Origin of the sequence: Streptomyces atratus (assembly GCF_014648655.1) — a bacterium.
GTDB classification, from domain to species: domain Bacteria; phylum Actinomycetota; class Actinomycetes; order Streptomycetales; family Streptomycetaceae; genus Streptomyces; species Streptomyces atratus.
Window position 1 is genome coordinate 579228 of record NZ_BMRN01000001.1, and the last position, 17060, is coordinate 596287.

16 protein-coding genes and 1 pseudogene are annotated in these 17060 nt (G+C 68.2%); 4 read left to right on the forward strand and 13 right to left on the reverse strand.

The annotated features are described in order from the left end of the window. Positions 1-6: 6 nt before the first annotated feature. The 13 genes and pseudogenes from IEZ15_RS02560 to IEZ15_RS02620 form a co-directional block, all read right to left on the reverse strand. On the reverse strand, positions 7-621 hold the full coding sequence (locus IEZ15_RS02560) for a hypothetical protein (protein WP_189273774.1): 615 nt from the start codon (positions 619-621) through the stop codon (positions 7-9). Positions 622-652: 31 nt separating this feature from the next. Next, the gene (locus tag IEZ15_RS02565) at positions 653-1264 is read right to left on the reverse strand and encodes a pilus assembly protein TadG-related protein (RefSeq protein ID WP_189273776.1); all 612 of its coding nucleotides are present in this window, start codon (positions 1262-1264) and stop codon (positions 653-655) included. Then, positions 1264-1494: a hypothetical protein gene (locus IEZ15_RS02570; protein ID WP_189273778.1), complete on the reverse strand. Its 231-nt coding sequence runs from the start codon at positions 1492-1494 to the stop codon at positions 1264-1266. Before IEZ15_RS02570 ends, IEZ15_RS02565 begins: the two co-directional genes overlap by 1 nt. A 245-nt stretch (positions 1495-1739) precedes the next feature. Beyond that, entirely contained in the window at positions 1740-2849 is a 1110-nt protein-coding gene (locus tag IEZ15_RS02575; RefSeq protein WP_189273780.1) for a response regulator transcription factor, read from the reverse strand. 56 nt (positions 2850-2905) lie between these two features. Beyond that, positions 2906-4228, reverse strand: a complete 1323-nt coding sequence (locus IEZ15_RS02580; protein ID WP_189273782.1) for a sensor histidine kinase — start codon at positions 4226-4228, stop codon at positions 2906-2908. Between the two features lie 51 nt (positions 4229-4279). Next, positions 4280-5167, reverse strand: coding sequence for a DUF5936 domain-containing protein (locus IEZ15_RS02585; RefSeq protein WP_189273979.1), 888 nt, complete (start codon positions 5165-5167; stop codon positions 4280-4282). Between the two features lie 14 nt (positions 5168-5181). Further along, the gene (locus tag IEZ15_RS02590; RefSeq protein WP_189273784.1) at positions 5182-6120 is read right to left on the reverse strand and encodes a type II secretion system F family protein; all 939 of its coding nucleotides are present in this window, start codon (positions 6118-6120) and stop codon (positions 5182-5184) included. 10 nt (positions 6121-6130) lie between these two features. Further along, positions 6131-7430 (reverse strand): annotated as a pseudogene (locus IEZ15_RS02595) (TadA family conjugal transfer-associated ATPase). Between the two features lie 69 nt (positions 7431-7499). Beyond that, positions 7500-7892 carry a TadE/TadG family type IV pilus assembly protein gene (locus tag IEZ15_RS02600; protein ID WP_229845695.1) on the reverse strand — a complete coding sequence of 131 codons (393 nt, stop codon included), beginning with the start codon at positions 7890-7892 and terminating at the stop codon, positions 7500-7502. Positions 7893-7895: 3 nt separating this feature from the next. Further along, positions 7896-8369 carry a TadE family protein gene (locus IEZ15_RS02605; protein WP_189273786.1) on the reverse strand — a complete coding sequence of 158 codons (474 nt, stop codon included), beginning with the start codon at positions 8367-8369 and terminating at the stop codon, positions 7896-7898. Positions 8370-8372: 3 nt separating this feature from the next. Continuing rightward, a complete protein-coding gene (locus IEZ15_RS02610) occupies positions 8373-9689 on the reverse strand; it encodes a CpaE/TadZ family protein (protein WP_189273789.1) in 1317 nt (438 codons plus the stop codon). A 7-nt stretch (positions 9690-9696) separates the two neighbouring features. Next, a complete protein-coding gene (gene cpaB, locus IEZ15_RS02615; protein ID WP_114246363.1) occupies positions 9697-10404 on the reverse strand; it encodes a Flp pilus assembly protein CpaB in 708 nt (235 codons plus the stop codon). A 75-nt stretch (positions 10405-10479) separates the two neighbouring features. Next, positions 10480-11346, reverse strand: a complete 867-nt coding sequence (locus IEZ15_RS02620; protein ID WP_189273790.1) for a hypothetical protein — start codon at positions 11344-11346, stop codon at positions 10480-10482. 764 nt (positions 11347-12110) lie between these two features. On the opposite strand from IEZ15_RS02620, the gene IEZ15_RS02625 reads away from it, so the two are divergent. The 4 genes from IEZ15_RS02625 (at position 12111) to IEZ15_RS02640 (ending at position 17052) form a co-directional block, all read left to right on the forward strand. Further along, the gene (locus IEZ15_RS02625; RefSeq protein WP_189273983.1) at positions 12111-13778 is read left to right on the forward strand and encodes a chitinase; all 1668 of its coding nucleotides are present in this window, start codon (positions 12111-12113) and stop codon (positions 13776-13778) included. 174 nt (positions 13779-13952) lie between these two features. Then, on the forward strand, positions 13953-16037 hold the full coding sequence (locus tag IEZ15_RS02630; RefSeq protein WP_189273792.1) for a serine/threonine-protein kinase: 2085 nt from the start codon (positions 13953-13955) through the stop codon (positions 16035-16037). 73 nt (positions 16038-16110) lie between these two features. Next, the gene (locus IEZ15_RS02635; RefSeq protein WP_189273794.1) at positions 16111-16374 is read left to right on the forward strand and encodes a hypothetical protein; all 264 of its coding nucleotides are present in this window, start codon (positions 16111-16113) and stop codon (positions 16372-16374) included. Between the two features lie 171 nt (positions 16375-16545). After that, positions 16546-17052: a SigE family RNA polymerase sigma factor gene (locus IEZ15_RS02640; protein ID WP_114246358.1), complete on the forward strand. Its 507-nt coding sequence runs from the start codon at positions 16546-16548 to the stop codon at positions 17050-17052. Positions 17053-17060 lie beyond the last annotated feature (8 nt).

The window sequence follows — 17060 nt, forward strand, 5'->3', positions numbered from 1 at the left end:
CAGCCGTCACCCGGAGATCTTCAGCGAGGTGGTGGCGAAGGTCGGCAGCATGAAGTCGACCTCGGTCGTGGTGCTGGGCGGCGCCGGGAACTGCATGAATACCGGTGTCGATCCGCCGGGCTGGAGCGGCAGGATTCCTGTGGTGCAGAGACAGCGGTTGTCTGTGTCCCGGAGAACGTAGTAGCGCTTCTTCCCCGCCTTGTCGATCAGCGCGGCGCCTGCGACCGAGTTGGGGTTCTTCTCCACGATGAGGTTCTCGGTACCCGCCCAGCCGCTTGTGGGCTGGTTCGTGTCGCTCCCGTTCTTGACTTCGCCTTGCACCGTGACGAAGCCACCGGAGTCCCGCTTCACCTGATTGATGACGAGTGTGATTCCGCGCTGGCCCCTGATTTCGGCAAGCTTCACATTCGGGTCCACATTCTCCCCGGCAGCGGTGTCCTCCTGCTTCGCCCCCTTGTCCCCGTCGGAGGACTCAGAAGGCGTGGAGGAGGACGGCGAACCAGTGTCCTTCGCCTTGCCACCGTCATCAGCACCGCAACCGGCGACGGCCAAGGCCATGGCCGCCGTCAGTGAGACGGCTGCCACTACCCTTCGGGACTTCGTGGAGCGCCGAATGCTCATGGGTTCGGAATCCTTTACTCGTTGTTCGCTGTCAATTGTCGACCAGGTGCACGTCGTAGAGAATCTTGCTCACCTGGGACCAGGGCGGGGGACTGCTCGGCGCGATTTCGACCATCCCGGCGTCCCCGCACGTGAAGATGTACAAGTCCTGGACACCGTCATCGTTGAAGTCCAGGGCCTTCCAGCCGGGGCAACGGAACTCGACAATGGCAGTGGCCGTGGCCTTCGCGACCTTTTCCTCCGTACCGGGAATCACCGACGAGTCCACCGGTTTACGGCCCTCGACCTCAACCTTGATCCGGTCTCGATAGCCACCAATCGGCGGCGGCTGGCAGTAGTTGACATCCGCCTGATTCGCTGCGGCAAGTGCCTGAGCCGCTGGGCACCCAGTGACCGCGTGGGTCCGCAGGAACTGCTCCAACATGTTCCCGGGGAGCGACGCGAGGAATGGCGCCTCAAAGTCCTCACGAGTCTGTTGAGCGGCGGCCAGTGCAGCGGCGTCCGCCGCACCCTGGGCTCCATTGCGCAAGGCCGATGCCTTGCCGACGGCAAAGAACGCGAACACGAGGAAGAGCAGGCCCGCCACCATCACTACATAGATGGGGAAGGCCTGCCCTGCATCGCGCCGTTTGCGGCCGATCATCAGCCCGCGGTGATGGAGCTCACGAGACCCGAGATCCGACCCGAGATGGCGCCACCGATACCCGTAGCCATGATCGCACCGATGATCGCCACGACCACCAGGATGATGCCCAGGTACTCGAACGCCGTCTGGCCGCGGTCCTTGGCCTCGTAACGCTTCTGGATCGCGCTGACCGCGGTGTTGGCCCAGCCGTTGACGCGGACGGCGGTCTTCAGGGTGATGTTCGACATGATGTTCCCCTCCGGGTTCGGCCGACCGGTAGCCGGCCGACTCGCACGTTTCCTGGGTGCCGCCCGCGGTTCCGGCTTCCTCCTGGCCGGACCCGCTGGCGACATGAGAAACATACGGCGGCACACCCTGCTCGCCGGAGGGTCCCAGGGCCCATTCCCGGGCCCAAAGCGTCAGTTGGGCCTGTGACTCCGGTACGTGCCGGGCCCCACGCCCCGCACGTACCACGACAGTCCTGCTCTCCCGCTCAGCCACGATGTCCACCGCCCCCGCGCGCCCCTGGTCCCGCCGTGGGAGCCGTACCGAGCCAGCGGGCGATGGCCTCGCTGCGAGTGGTGCTGTGCAACTTCGTGAAGATGCGATTGATGTGGTTCTTGACCGTCTTCTCGCTGATGAAGCAGGTGGCGGCGATCTGCTGATTGCTCATGCCGGACGCGATCAGCTCCATGACCTCCACCTCCCGCGAACTCAGTCCGTATTGCTGCCGGTTGAGAGCCACACCTGGCCCCCTGGTCATGGAAGACTGTGCCACAACTGGTTGCAGTTGCGAAAGACCCTGTGCTTTATGGGCTGGTCGCGCCGCAGGTGGAGCCGGTTCAGGCTTCGGCGCATGTGCAGGCGCACCGTGTTGCTGGACCGGAGTCGGGCCGTGGCCGTCGTAGCCGAGGCCCTGGTAGGGAACACCCGTGGTCAGAGCGGCGCCGAGTCCTTCCGGGAGCGGCCGTCCCTGCGGTCCGGGGCCCTGACGCATATGGGCGAGGAGGGCATTGGCCGCGGTGGCGGTGAAGTGGGCGCGGCCGTCTCTGGTGTCGCGCACGGCCTGCACCAGCTGGTCGGCCGTGAACTCGCCGTGGACCAGATAGCCGCTCGCACCCAGGCGGAGCGCCTCGTGGACGATCTCACTCTCACGGCTGTAGGTCAGCATCATGACAGGTGCGACCTGAACGAGGTGGGGCAGGGCGGATATGCCGTCCACGCCGGGCATGCGGACGTCGAGCAGAACGACGTCCGGGCGGTGTGTGACGGCCTTGTCGTATGCCTGACGGCCGTCCGTGGCCTCGGCCACGACCTCGATGTCGTCTCGGCCGGAGAGCAGGACGCCCAGGCCGGCCCGGACCACTGGGTTGTCGTCGGCGACGACGACCCGAAGGGCGCCGGGGACGGGCGCGGGCGGCGGCCCCGGGAAGGGAGGCAGGGACTCGGATGCCGCGGACTGCTGGGAGACGGGAGCGGGAACCGGGAACGCGTGGGAGCTGGGTTCCGAGTTGAGCGGGGTGACGTGCGAGGACGTGTGCTGGGAGGCGTGATTCTGTGCGGCCCAGTTCTGGCCCGACGCGCGGGAGACATCGTCCGGCATCTGCGACCTCCTCTCAGGGTTCTATGGGGGGTGAGGGTGGGGTGGTACTGAGCTGATCAGTTCACTCGTAGTGCGTCTGGAGCGGGAGCAGTACTGAGAGCGGCGATCGGGAGTTCCAGGCGTACTTCGGTGCCCTTGGCCGCCTGGCCCTTTCCGATACGGATGCGGGCGCCGATGGACGCCGCCCGTTCGACCATGCCGACGAGGCCGAAGTGCCCGGCGTGCCGAAGGTCGTCGAGCGTGGTGCCTGCGGGCAGGCCGCGCCCGTCGTCGTACACGCTGACGCGCAGGACATCGCCCTTCACGCCGACCAGTACGACGAGGTAGGTGGGTTGGGCATGGCGGTGGGCGTTCTCCATCGCTTCGGAGGCGACGGTGAGCAGCTGGCGCGCGACCGCCTGCGGGACGTTGGGGACCGGTGTCTCGTTGAGAAGGCGGAAAGTGGCCGTGAGCGCGTGACGTCGCGTGAAGTCGTCCGCGCGGGCCTGTAGTTCGCGTACGACGTCCACTCCGCCGTCCAGCCCGGACTCGCGTCGCAGGTCCGAGAGGAGTTCCCGGGATTCGGCGGCGGCGCGGCGGGCGGCGCGGGCGACCAGTTCGGCCTGGTGTTTGACGGTGAGCGGGTCCATGCGGTCGGACGAGCCGGCCAGGCCGTCGGCGGCCAGCGCCAGGCCGTGCAGGGTCTTGGCGACCGAATCGTGCATCTCCCGAGCGAGGCGGGTGCGTTCGCCCTCCACGGCCTCGCTGACCGCGAGACGGGCCCGGGTCTCCGTGAGGGCTTGGCTGGCCGTACCGAAGCGGAGAAGCAGGTTGCGCAGGGTGACTCCGACGGCGCCCGCGATGATGCAGAAGCCGGGGAGGAGGACCGCCGTGGCATCGGCGGGTTGCAGCTTCGGGTCGGTGTTGTACACGCCGAGGACGATGACGGTCTGGAGCGCAGCGAACACCGCCGCGCCTCGCCAGCCGGAGACGAGTCCGGCCAGCAGCGGGGTGCACACGGTGACGTACGCGAGGGTGGACTCGGGGCCGGCGGTGATCAGCAGCAGGGCGCCGAAGAAGGCGTCTATGCCGAGCAGCCAGGGGTGGCGCAGCAGGACGGGACCGAAGCGTTCCCAGTCGCGGAACAGGACGTACGAGCCCATGAATGTGACGAGGATGGCGGACCCGATCAGCCAGGAGGCCAGGCCCGAGGCGGTGTGGCCGAGTGCGAACGGGGTGGCGATGGCGATCATGGCGAGCCGGAACCCGAAGACCTGCCGGCACATCGCCTGGAGCGCGTTCAGCTGGATCGCGAACGCCGGGCGCGAACCGGGATCGGCTATCGCCTGACGCACCTCTGCGTTCAGTCCACTGTGGATGCTGCCGAGTTGGAACGACACGAGCCTGTCACCTCCCTTCGCCTGTCTTGCCCACCGTCCAACGCGTTCACATCACTGGCCCGTGAGGAAGCCGAAGTCGATGTTGGCTCCATAGACAAAGCCGACCGTCAGCAGTACCAGGGTTCCGGGGAGAAGGAAGGTGGTGACCGCAAAGGTCGCCTTGGGGACGGCCCGGGCCGCCTTCCGGCGGGCGTTCTGGGCGTCGGTGCGCCGCATGTCGTTGGCGATCTGGATCAGCGTCTCGACGATCGGCGCACCCAGCTCCTCGCCCTGCTGGAGCGTGGTCACGAACATGGCGACCTGCTCCGAGTCATTGCGCTTGCGCAGCTGCTCGAAGGCTTCGCGGCGGCTGACACCCATGTCCATCTGGCGCAGGGTGATGCGGAGTTCGTCGGCCCAGGGACCCTCGTACTTCTCGGCGACACGTCCCAGCGCCTGGCGGAAGCCGAGGCCCGCCGAGACGACGACAGCCAGGACGTCGAGGAAGTCCGGGAGTGTCCGGTCGATGTGGTCGCGCCGGACACGGACCGCCGACCAGATGCCGACCTCGACCCAGAAGAGGCCGAAGGCGATCAGCAGCAGCGCAAGGAAAATCTGGCCACGCATGAGCATCGTGAAAGCGCCGAGCGCGCCGAGGCCGCCGTAGACGGCACGGCGTGCGGCGTAGCGGTCGATGGTCAGACCGCCCGGGTTGCCTGCCAGGTCGATCTGGCGGCGCTTCTTGTTGACGGCCTTGGGCCCCATCATCCGCAGCACCATGGGGGCCCAGCGCATGCCGAGTCGGTCGATGCCGGAGCCGACCGCGCTGGTCCGGGTGGAGCCGACCTCCAGGGCAATCGCGAGGTCCCCGGGAAGCTTTACGTCGCGCCGGTACATGCGGATACCGGCGATGGCTCCGTAGACCGCCAGACCCATGACCCCGGCGAGCAGCAGGTCCATGTACGCCCCGCCCATCAGACGTCGATCCGGGACATGCGGCGGATCACGATGAATCCGATCGCGTACAAGGCGATGGAGATGACCACCGCGACCTGACCGATGAAGGCACCTGTCATGCGGTCGAGTGCGCCGGGCATGACCGCGTTCATCAGGAGCATGGCGCCCAGGCCGAACATCGGGACGGCGTAGGCGGTGACGGTGACCTGGGAGAGCTGGGTCTTGACCTCGCGCCGGGTCTCCTTGCGCTCCTCCAAAGTCTCGGTGAGGTTGCGCAGCGAGCTGACGACCGTACCGCCGGCCCGGTTGGACAGGACGAGGGTCGTGACGAGAACGACGAGTTCACGGGACGGCAGCCGGTCAGTCAGTTCACTCATCGCGTCTTCGAGGGGTTCGCCGACGGCGAGGCGTCGGGAAACCCGGGCCAGTTCCTCGCCCGCCGGGTCCTCCATCTCGTCGGCCGCCATGCTGATGGACGTACGCAGCGCGAGGCCGGCTTGGGTGGCGTTGGCGAGGATACGGGCGAGCTCGGGCAGCTGGTTGATGAAGCGCTCGGTGCGTTTGGTCCGCTGCCAGTTCAGGAAGGCGTTGGTGCCCCAGAGACCGATGAGGGCGGCGACCGGGCCGAAGAAGCTGGCGAGCAGGGACGAGGCGATCATCCAGAGGGCGGCCATGGCGGCAAGCGCGTAGACGAAGAACTCGCCCGGTGTGATGTCGAGGCCGGTGGCGGCCAGCTTCAGTTCGAGTTTGCGGCCCAGGCCAGTCTTGCGCAGCCTGCTGTCGAGCCCTCGGAAGCGGCGGCGGCGCCCGGTTTCCGGGATGTGGCCGGTGTGCGAAAGGCGGTCCACCAGGGCGTCCCGGTCGGCCTTGCCTCCGGAGTAGGCGTGCAGGCCGGCGACGCCCGTGACGCCGGCGAGCAGCGTGACGCCGATCGTGAGAAGGGGGAGATTCGTCATGGCACGGTACCTAGTTGGCCTCTCGGGTGGCGAGCTGTTCGGCGGATTCGGCGACCCCGAAGGCCTGCGGGATGGGCTGGCTGGCCATGTAGAGACGCTCGGCAATCTTGCGCGGGAGCGGGAGGTAGTTGAACTCGCCGTTGATCCGCCCCTCGGCGTCCATCGGCTGGGCGTCGAACCGGGCGACGGTCACGATGCGGTAGGGATCGCGGCCGTGCGAGTCGAGGACGGCGATCTCGGTGATCTTGCGGGAGCCGTCGGCGTGCCGGGTGAGCTGGACGATGACGTCGACCGCGCTGTTGATCTGGTCGTGCAGTGCTTCGAACGGGATCTTGATCTCTGACATCGAGGCCAGAGTCTGCAGACGCATGAGCGCGTCCTCGGCGTTGTTGGCGTGGACGGTGGCGAGCGAGCCGTCGTGACCGGTCGACATCGCCTGGAGCATGTCGAGCGATTCACCACCACGGGGAGTTGCGGACCAGGTCACGGATGGTGATCTGGCCCTTCCCCTCCACGTTCGCCGGGCGGGACTCCAACCGGATCACATGGCTCTGCTGGAGCTGGAGCTCGGCGGAGTCCTCGATGGTGACGATGCGCTCGCTGTCCGGGATGAGGCCGGAAAGCGCGTTGAGGAGCGTCGTCTTCCCGGTACCGGTGGCGCCGGAGACGATGACGTTGAGCTTGGCCTGGACGAGGCCGGCGAGCAGGATCAGCATCTGCTCGTCGAGCGACCCGACGTTGATCATCTCCTGGAGCGTGAAGGCCCTCGGGAACCGTCGGATGGTGAGCGTCGCACCGCTCAGCGACAGCGGCGGGATGATCACGTTGACACGCTCACCACTGGGTAGACGCGCGTCAACCATGGGGTTCGACTCGTCGACTCGGCGGTTGACGGTCGACACGATGCGCTCGATGGTCTGCATCAGCTGCTCGTGCGAACTGAAACGCATCGGGAGCTGTTCGACCTTGCCGCTGCGCTCGACGAAGATCTGGTCCGGTCCGTTCACCATGATTTCGGTGATGGACGCATCTTCGAGGAGTGGTTCCAGAATGCCGAGACCGAGGGCCTCGTCGACCACCCGACGGATCAACTGGGTGCGTTCGACAGTCGAGAGGACCGGTCCCTCACGACTGATGATGTGGCTGAGCACGCGCTCCAGCCGGGCCCGCCGGTCTGCGGCGGCGAGCGAGGACATCTCCGCCAGGTCGATCTCTTCGAGCAGCTTGGCGCGGTAGGTGGCCACCATGTGGCTGTCCTCCCGCCCCCCGCCGCTCTTCTCGGGGGCGGTCATGCGTGCCCGCAGACTCATTGCGTAACTCCTCGTTCCCACTTGCTTGTTGATCCGCCGGTGAGGCAGCGGTGCCGTGCTCCGCGGCGGTCAGGTGCGGGGCATCGTGGAGCTTCGTTCGGCCGTGCTCCAGATGTTGATGCCCGGAAGGATGTCGGGCACTTCGACGTGGGCGGTGCAGGTGACTTCGTCGAGGGAGGAAGACTCGTTGTCGATGTCGGCCCGTTCGGCGGTCCAGCCACTCATCGCGTCCTTGCCCGCCTGCTCGTCGCAGTCGCCCGACGACATGCTGGCCATGCGGGCTGCCGCGCGGGCCCCGGTCCCTGCCTGGTTGGCGGCGTACGCGGCTAGGCCCGCCTGGATCGCGAGGAGACCGACCAGGAGCAGCAGGGGGATGAAGCCCAGGTACTCGATGGCGACCTGGCCGCGGTCGCGGCGGGTGGCGTCGGCTGTCCCGCCTGGTGTGTGCGTGCGCATGCTCATCGCTCAGCCCTCCAGCGGGAACGCCGCGTTGCCGGTGACCGGGTACTTCCAGTTGAGGATGCCGGGCACCAGGACCGGCACCTGCAGCTTGACCTCGGCCGTGTACATGCCGGACTTGGAACGGCACTTCGTCTGCTTCATCGACTTCCGCCAGGCCTTCGGCAGGTGCTCCTTGGCCGCGTGCCGGCATTCCTGCACCCGCAGGCCCTCCGTGATGGCCCCCTGGTGCGCCGCCTTGTCCGCCGCGTTCCCCGCCAGGGAGAACGTGTAGCCGATCAGCGCGCACTGCCAGAGCGCGATCATCAGCAGGATGATCAGCGGTGTGACACCCAGGAATTCGATCGCGGTCTGGCCGCGGTCGCGCTTGCGGCCGAGCAGGCGGCCGTACATCCGGTCACGCGTCAGGCCCCGCGCCGGGGACGGATCACCGTAACGCCTTCCCCGTATCTCCGTGTCTGTCGTCTCGGTAACTGCCATTGGTCAACTTGCCCCCTTGGTCGTCGCCCGGTTCCGGGCGTCGCCGTCGCGTCGGCCGACGCGTGGGCGCCCGATCGAGCCTCGGTCGTTCTTGAACATTCCGCCGGCCTTCGCACCGCTCTTCGCGGCGCTCTTCTCCGCCTTGTCAGGAACCTTCACGATGCCCACCTCGCCCGCAAGGGCCCAGAGGGCCTGTTTGACGGTGCTCTTGGAATCGAGTTCGTGCAGCCGGCCCGCGTCGACGACGCTCTGGAGTTCCTTGAAGTTCGCGGGAACGGCTGTGTTCGCCGTCCGGGTCCCGGTGATCTTCTCGATCAGCTGCGGCTGGATCTCGGTGTTGCGGATGAACCGGTTGACGACGGTGACCGTTTCCTCCGCCTTGCGGATCTGGAGCCGCTCCCACATGCGTACGAGGCGCTTGGCACCGCGCACCGCGATCACATCCGGTGTGGTGACCAGCAGCGCCGTGTCGGCCATCTCGATGGCCGCGGCGCTCGCTCCCTGCAGCTGACTGCCGCAGTCGATGACCACGACCTCATAGCGCGAACGCAAGGCGCTGACGATCTGCCGGGCCGACCGGTCGCTGACCTCCTCGGCGCTCTCGCCCTCACCGGGTGCCAGGAGCAGCGAGAGGCCGGAGCCGTGGGTGAACACGGCATCGGACAGGACACGCGGCGAGATGTCGGTAATGGTCGACAGGTCGACGATGGAGCGCCGGAACTGCACATCGAGGTACGAGCCGATGTCGCCGGCCTGGAGGTCCATGTCGACCAGGGCGACGGTACGTCCGGACGCCTGCGCCGCCAGGGCGAGTTGTACGGCTGTGACGGTGGCGCCGACGCCGCCCTTGGCGCCGCTGACCGTGATGACGGTACCGCCGGGGCCGGTGAAGACATCGGCCCCGGTGCTCAGGTGACGGCGGACGCCGACGGACCACTGGGCGGCGGACTGGATCCGGTTGGCCAGTTCCTCGTAGCTCAGGGGCAGGGTGATGACACCTCGCGCCCCCGACTCCATTGCGGACGCGAACAGGCCGGGGGTGACGTCGGCGGTGATCAGCACGACCCCGATGGCGGGGAAGCGCAGGGAGACCTCCCGGATCAGTTCCAGCGCGGGCACCGGACCGATCCGCTCGTGGACCAGCACGACCTCGGGCAGTTCGTCGAGCGATTCGCCCGCGAGCCGGGCGAGGGTGTCGATGAGCTGGGTCGAGTCGGTGACCGGAGCGGCCGGTTCCGCGTCGGGGAGCTGGCTGAGCAGGGTGGTGACGGATCTGGCCGCGTCGACGTCACCGACGGCCGGGAGGATCCTGGTGGTCATGCGATCCTCACTTGTCCTTGTCGATCGTGTAGGTGCGGTCGCCCGGGCGGATGGTGCTGTCGCTGCCGGAGGCCAGGAGCGCGAGGCGTACGTGCTCCGCGAAGGACTCGGCGTAGGCGATGCGCTGGGTGTCGAGCGTGTTGAGCGCGAAGGTGATCGGGACGGCCTCGGTGCCCATGTTGGACTTGCCGTCGCGGTTCGGCTCCAGGGCGGTCAGCTTGCCGACGTCCAGCACCTTGGCGTTGGAGACGATGACCTTGGACTGGGAGGGGTCGCCGTCGCGCTCACCGGCGAAGGTGGCGTAGATGTTGACCGTGGCACCGGGGGTGATCTTGCCCGCGACGCCGGTCGCGGCGTCGATCATGATGGCGATCTCCTGCTCCCCGGGCTGCAGTTCGGGGCGCTTCTGCATCATGTCGGACTGGAGCAGCGAGCCCTTGCGCAGCTGGGTGACGGCGATCTTGCCGTTCACCTCGGAGAGGTCGGTCACCGCGTTGGTGGAGAGCCAGCGCTTCGGCATCGAGATCTTCTCGAACTGACCGGACGACAGGGCGGTATAGGGCGCTACGTCGGACTTCAGCTGATAGGCCGAGACCTCGGGGCCGACCTTGGTGTTGACGTCGCTGATCACCGAGAGCACGCCGGCGAAGGCGCCGAAGGCGCACAGAACCGACAAAAGCAGGAGTATCACGCCGCGGCGCTGGCGGGAGTTCATGGGCCGGACAACCTCGTTCGAATCGGATGCGTGGGGCAGCGGACAGGAGGGCGTCTACGGAGGAAAGCGGAAGCGCTAGGACTGCGGTGGTGCGGGCGCTCCCTGGCTGAGGACACCGGCGGAGTGCATTCGGCTCTCGGCTGCGGGTAGCGGGGAGGAGCAGAACCCGCAGCGGTCACCGATGAGGTCCATTCCGCACCAGTGGCAGTTCTCGCGACGTACGGAGGACACCAGCTGGTACAGGATGGAGATGTCTGGAAGATAGGCGGCGAATTCAACCAGTTTTCCGGTTCCCCACCATGCCGGGGAATCCGAAGGAAGCGCGGCCTCGTGAATGGACTGGACCTGCCACGCGGGTGCCAGGGTCTGCTTCACCCACTCGGACTGCGACTGCCCTTTGGCGATCATCAGATGTGTGGCGAATTCCGGGCCGGTCGGTGGGTCCGCCTTCGGGCCGACCTTGACGAGCTGCGGTTCCGGCCCCGCGACCACGGCGAACTGGGAGCCCGGCACCCACGACTTGGCGTGCGTCCTGAGGTCGACCGGGACCCGGTCGAACTTGGTGACGGAGTTCAGCAGGGCGCCCGCGTGGATGTAGTGGGACAACAGCCGGGCGGCGGAGGCGACCACTCCCGGGCTGAAGTCACAGATGGACAACTGGCGGAGCTGCCTTACGAGTACGGCGACGCCCAAGGGGGGGAGGTCCACCTTGAGCAGAGCGATGCGGTCGCTCTCCAGCACGGACCGTACGGAGTAGAGCCGGCGTTCGTGGGCGGGCGCGATGCCGGTCGGGTAGACGGCGACGACGTAGCCGTGCTGTTCGAGCAGCACGTGCATGTCACCGATGGCCATCTCCAACGCCTGGGCGTCGGGAGCCTGCAGCAGGGCCGCTGTCGGCGTCTGCTGGTCGGTCGGAGGTAGTACCAAATCAGCACTGGTCACTGCTATTGCGGTCGGCACGCTGTTCCCCGTTTCGGCTCCGGCCAAACGACGGTCATGACGTCGGCCGCAATCGCTCCTGCTCCGCGGTTCTGCCTCAGCACTTTATCCACGTCCTACCTGGCAGAGAACACTTTTCGGAGGCCAGTACGACAACCTGTGCGGGTCGCCTGCACAACATCTCCATGCTAAATCGGATCAAATCGAAAATCGTTAACTCCTGTACCACTGCGGAGTGTTACGAATCCACCTTCCGATTACCTGTCGTCGAAGATTCATCTCCGCACGTCAGGCCGGATGCGGAACCTGCCGCACAGGGCTCCAGTGGGGCCGGATCGTCACTGTCCGAGCATCTGGGCCACGTCACCCGCACGAGGGGCACGCGAGCTCAACAAATCGTCAATTTGTTGGGGAGCCACGGCCGTTGCGGAACCTCTGAACGGCCGTTCGGGGGTGGCTGACGGGGCGGCCACGGAGTACCCCGGCAGGCACAGCGCGCACAGCCGGCATCGCCAGAGGTCTTGACAACTTGATTGGTCTGGACCAGTTTATCGGCCAGCGGTGACCACCGTCGTTCAACTGCACTCCCCCTTCATCTTTGCGCCACCCCCCGGACAGCCCGGGTACCGCCGGTCGACCCCACCGGCTCAGTCCAGGTACCCGGTCCGGCATCCCCAACTCCCCCACGGAGGCAGCAAGTGGAACCTTCCCCCGTCAGCGGTCACAGAATCCGCAGGCGTCACACCCGGCCGCTCCTCGGCGGAGCCATGGCCGTCCTCGCGGCAGGCGCGCTGACCGCCACCGGTCTCGTCAGCAACGCCGAGGCCGCCGATGTCAACGTCGCCAAGAACGCGGGCTTCGAGTCGGGGCTCGCCAACTGGACCTGTTCCGGCGGCAGCGGCACCACCGTCTCCTCCCCCGTGCACGGTGGCACCGCCGCCCTCAAGGCCACCCCGGCCGGCCAGGACAACGCGAAGTGCACTCAGACCGTGGCCGTGAAGCCCGACTCGACGTACACACTCAGCTCCTGGGTGCAGGGCGGGTACGCGTACATCGGCGCGAGCGGTACCGGAACCACCGACGTGTCGACCTGGTCCCCCGGCTCCAGCAGCTGGACCCAGCTCACCACCAGCTTCAAGACCGGCCCGAGCACCACCTCGGTCACGGTGTACACGCACGGCTGGTACGGGCAGGCCGCCTACCTGGCTGACGACATCTCGGTCAGCGGCCCCGACGGCGGTGGCGGCACCGACCCAGGGCCGGAGATCCCCTCAGCGCCCGCCGGTCTCACCGTCGGCGCGACCACACCCTCCTCCATCGCCCTGTCTTGGAACGCGGTGTCCGGCGCGACCGGCTACACCGTCTACAAGGACGGTGCGAAGGCCACCACGTCCACCGGGACCTCCGCCACGATCACGGGGCTGGCCGCCGACACGGCGTACCAGTTCACGGTGACCGCCACCAACGCGGCCGGTGAGTCCGTCAAGTCCGCGGCGGTCAGCGGGCGTACGGCCCAGTCGGGCGGCGGCAACCCCAACCCCGGCACCTCGGTGCCGAGGCACGCGGTGACCGGCTACTGGCAGAACTTCAACAACGGCGCGACCGTGCAGAAGCTCAGTGACGTGCCCGCGAACTACGACATCATCGCGGTCTCCTTCGCCGACGCCACGACCACGCCGGGTGCCGTCACCTTCAACCTGGACACGGCGGGCCTGAACGGCTACACCGTCGACCAGTTCAAGGCCGACATCAAGGCGAAGCAGGCAGCCGGGAAGAACGTCATCATCTCGGTCGGCGGTGAGAAGGGGTCCGTCTCGGTCAACAGTGACGCCTCCGCCACCAACTTCGCCAACTCGGTCTACTCGCTCATCCAGGAGTACGGCTTCAACGGCGTCGACATCGACCTGGAGAACGGTCTCAACTCCACATACATGACGAAGGCGCTGCGCTCGCTGTCGCAGAAGGCGGGCTCCGGCCTCGTCATCACGATGGCGCCGCAGACCATCGACATGCAGTCCACCTCGGGTGAGTACTTCAAGACGGCGCTCGGCATCAAGGACATCCTGACCGTCGTCAACACGCAGTACTACAACAGCGGTTCGATGCTCGGCTGCGACGGCAAGGTCTACTCGCAGGGCTCGGTGGACTTCCTGACCGCGCTCGCCTGCATCCAGCTGGAGGGTGGCCTCGACCCGTCCCAGGTCGGCCTCGGTGTCCCCGCCTCCACCAGCGGCGCGGGCAGCGGCTACGTCTCTCCGTCGGTCGTGAACGCGGCCCTGGACTGCCTGGCCGTCGGCACCAACTGCGGCACGTTCAAGCCCGCGAAGACCTACCCGGGTCTCCGCGGCGCGATGACCTGGTCGACCAACTGGGACGCCAAGTCGGGCAACGCCTGGTCGAACGCGGTGGCCCCGCACGTGCACGGCCTGCCGTAACACCGTCCGGCATCACTGACCAGCAGCGCCGCCGCTCCCCCGGCGGCGCTGCTGCATGTGTCCCGGGCCTGTCCCGGATCCGGGCGCGCTGTCCGGGACAGGTCCGACCCATGGCCTCGTGGGCGCCCGCGTGCCACCGTGGTGGGGGTGCGGTGGCGCGACAGGGGGAGTGACATGGCGGGGGCGCGGGTTCAGGCGCTGGGCGCGGACGATCCGGCGGTGCTCGGGCCCTACCGGCTGATCGGGCGGCTGGCCTCCGGCGGCATGGGGCGGATCTACTTGGCCCGGAGCGAGGGCGGGCAGGGCCCCGAGGAGCCCGGCCCGGGAGCCGAGGGCGCCGGTGGGCTCGTCGCGGTGAAGACGCTGCTCGCCGAGGGGGACGTCAGCGATGTCGACCGGCGGCGGTTCGCCCGGGAGGTGACTCTCGCGCAACGGGTCGACAGCGCGCACACCGCGCGGGTACGGGACGCCGACCCGGGCGCCGAGCGGCCCTGGATGGCCATCGACTACATCGCCGCTCCCCCGCTCTCCGAACTGGTGCGCACCTGCGGGGTGTTGCCCGCATCGGCCGTGCGATGGGCGGCGGCCGGCACCGCGGAGGCACTGGTCACCCTCCACCGGGAGGGCATCGTGCATCGGGACGTGAAGCCGCAGAACGTTCTGCTGCCGCTCGACGGCCCCCGGCTGATCGACTTCGGCATTTCGCATGCCAGCGACCTCACCCGCACCAGTCTCACCCTGGGCACCATCGCGTTCACCTCGCCCGAGCAGGCGCGCGGCGAGCCGTCCACGGCCGCCTCGGACGTGTACTCGCTGGGCGCGACCCTGTTCCTGTTGGCCACCGGGCGGCCGCCGTACCGCGCGGACGGCGACACCCTGCGCCTGCTCACCCGGGTCCAGCGCGGCGAACTCGACCTCGGCGGGCTGCCGAAGGAACTCGTCCCGACGATCCGCCCCTGCCTGGCCACCGACCCGGCCCAACGCCCCACGCCCGCGGATCTGCTCGGCCGGTTCCGGGCGGACCAGGCCGGGATGCCGGCGACGCACAGCGGCAGTCGCTGGCTGCCGCCGCGCTGGACGGCGCTGATCGGGGAGTACGCGGCCCAGGGCCGGGACCTCGCGCGCACGAACCGGATCGAACCGGAAGCTCCGACCGTCGACCAGCGCACGAGCGTGGTGCCGCCGCCGAACACCACCCGGATGTACACCGAGGAGCGCGAGGCGCACCTGCGGCGGCTGCGGGAACGCGAGCGGGTCCTGCGGGAACGGGAGCGCGCCGCCGAGGAGCACGAGAGGGCCGAACGGGAACGGGCGGAGAAGCGCGCCGCGCGGGAACGGCAGCGCGCCGCCGAGGAGCACGAGAGAGCCGAACGGGAACGGGCGGAGAAGCGCGCCGCGCGGGAACGGCAGCGCGCCGCCGAGGAGCACGAGAGAGCCGAACGGGAACGCGCCGCGCGGCGTGCCCGTGCCTCGTCAGCACGGCCGCCGTCGTCCTCGTCGTCGTCCGCGTCGGCACCTCGCCGCACACCCACACCGACACCGACACCGACACCGACGACACCAACAACACCGGTGGCGAAGAAGTCCTCCGGCAGCGGCTGGCTGCTCATCCCGGTCCTCTTCTTCGTACTCGTGATCTGGCGGCCCTGGGAGTCCTCGGGCACGGACAGCACCACGGGCAGCACCAGCAGCACCGCGTCCGGCGGGAGTGCCTACGGTTCCACTGCGAGACAGACCCCGACACCCACCCCCACGCCCACCCCCGACGCCACGGACCTGGCGTTCCGCGCCGTGCGTTCCGGCGACTGCCTCAACGTCTACGACGACGGGCACGGGAGGTGGAGCGCCTCGGTACCCATCCGGGTCGGCTGCGATTCCGCCAACGCCTATGTCTATGTCACCAGCGCCACCTCCACCTCCGGTTCCCCCTACGACTGCGGCAGCGGAAACGGCCGCGGCGAGTGGCACCACTCGGCGGACGACGGGTTCGACACGACCCTCTGTCTGTCGCGTCAGTTCCGTAAGGGCCAATGCTTTCCCGCCGACCTGAAGGGGAGCGTCCAGGCCGATCTGATGGTGGTCTGGAACTGCAACTCCGACCGTGTGCCGCTCGCGGGCTACTCGATCGTGCAGATCACCGGCTACTTCCGGGCACCCAAGTCGTACAGCGGCCAGATCTGTCCGTCGGATGCCGGGCAGCCGTACTGGTACTGGAAGGTGGACGGCGACAAGAACATCGTCTGCACCCGCCAGTCCTGACCCGGCACCCGGCGTGGGCCGACCGCGCTCTTCTGGTCGAACGTGAGCCCCTACGGCACCTTCCGTCCGGTACATGGGCGCCCGGCTCGACCTGGGGCCGGCCGTGGCCGTGGCCGTGGCCGTGCCCCCGCACCTCGGCAGATGCCGCCCCAACCCGTCCCGCCCCAGGGCGGCGTACCCCGACACCGCGTCGGCGCACGCCGCCCCGTCGGCGTTCTCGGCCATCCGCCGGGCCCACTGCGCCGGCATCGTCGGCCGGCACTCCCTCAGCACCCCGAGCCGTTCGGCCGGTGCGACGACGTCAGCGGCGACCACCCGTCTCCGCCCAGCACGCTGAAGTCCACGTCGAAGCGGGTGTCGCAGTCGCCCGGGGACGGGACAAAGGAGCCTCTCGCGCTTGTCGTCGACATGTCATGTGATTCAGATCACGGGCCGCAGGTGCATCGTGGGCCGCGTGCCAGTGCCTTCTACAGGGTGTAGGCAACCGGCGAGAACAGGGACAGTGCGGATGGAGCAGAGTCGAGCCCGTGCGTTCGACGAGTTCGTGGCTGCCCGCTGGTCGGCGCTGCTCCACCTGGCCCGTCTGCTCGTGGGAGGCGATCGGCATCGGGCCGAGGACTTGTTGCAGGAGTCCTTGGTCAAGCTCTGGTTCGTCTGGCCCAAGGTCGCGGATGAGGCACCGGAGCCGTACGTCCGCAAGGTGATGATGCGTGCGGCGGCACGCTCGGGGCAGCGGCGTTGGTGGGGTGAACGCCCCGTCGAACAGCTGCCCGAGGCGGCGGTGGTCGGCGATGTGTCCGCGGACGTGGTGGAGCGTTCTCGGCTGGAGGCCGCGCTGGCCCAGTTGTCGCCGAAGCAGAGGGTGGCGGTGGTGCTGCGCTACTACCAGGACCTGCCCGAGGGGCAGGTGGCGGAGGCACTCGGGTGCCCCGTGGGCACGGCTCGGTCCCATGCCGCACGCGGAGTGGCGCAGCTGAGGCAGCTCCTGGGCCATGTGAACGAGCCGGTGCAGTGAAGGAGAAC

Coding starts and splice junctions, on each gene's coding strand:
- IEZ15_RS02560 (WP_189273774.1), bottom strand. CDS start 621: ATGAGCATTCGGCGCTCCACGAAGTCCCGAAGGGTAGTGGCAGCCGTC.
- IEZ15_RS02565 (WP_189273776.1), bottom strand. CDS start 1,264: ATGATCGGCCGCAAACGGCGCGATGCAGGGCAGGCCTTCCCCATCTAT.
- IEZ15_RS02570 (WP_189273778.1), bottom strand. CDS start 1,494: ATGTCGAACATCACCCTGAAGACCGCCGTCCGCGTCAACGGCTGGGCC.
- IEZ15_RS02575 (WP_189273780.1), bottom strand. CDS start 2,849: ATGCCGGACGATGTCTCCCGCGCGTCGGGCCAGAACTGGGCCGCACAG.
- IEZ15_RS02585 (WP_189273979.1), bottom strand. CDS start 5,167: ATGGACCTGCTGCTCGCCGGGGTCATGGGTCTGGCGGTCTACGGAGCC.
- IEZ15_RS02590 (WP_189273784.1), bottom strand. CDS start 6,120: ATGACGAATCTCCCCCTTCTCACGATCGGCGTCACGCTGCTCGCCGGC.
- IEZ15_RS02600 (WP_229845695.1), bottom strand. CDS start 7,892: ATGAGCATGCGCACGCACACACCAGGCGGGACAGCCGACGCCACCCGC.
- IEZ15_RS02605 (WP_189273786.1), bottom strand. CDS start 8,369: ATGGCAGTTACCGAGACGACAGACACGGAGATACGGGGAAGGCGTTAC.
- IEZ15_RS02610 (WP_189273789.1), bottom strand. CDS start 9,689: ATGACCACCAGGATCCTCCCGGCCGTCGGTGACGTCGACGCGGCCAGA.
- cpaB (WP_114246363.1), bottom strand. CDS start 10,404: ATGAACTCCCGCCAGCGCCGCGGCGTGATACTCCTGCTTTTGTCGGTT.
- IEZ15_RS02625 (WP_189273983.1), top strand. CDS start 12,111: ATGGCCGTCCTCGCGGCAGGCGCGCTGACCGCCACCGGTCTCGTCAGC.
- IEZ15_RS02630 (WP_189273792.1), top strand. CDS start 13,953: ATGGCGGGGGCGCGGGTTCAGGCGCTGGGCGCGGACGATCCGGCGGTG.
- IEZ15_RS02635 (WP_189273794.1), top strand. CDS start 16,111: ATGGGCGCCCGGCTCGACCTGGGGCCGGCCGTGGCCGTGGCCGTGGCC.
- IEZ15_RS02640 (WP_114246358.1), top strand. CDS start 16,546: ATGGAGCAGAGTCGAGCCCGTGCGTTCGACGAGTTCGTGGCTGCCCGC.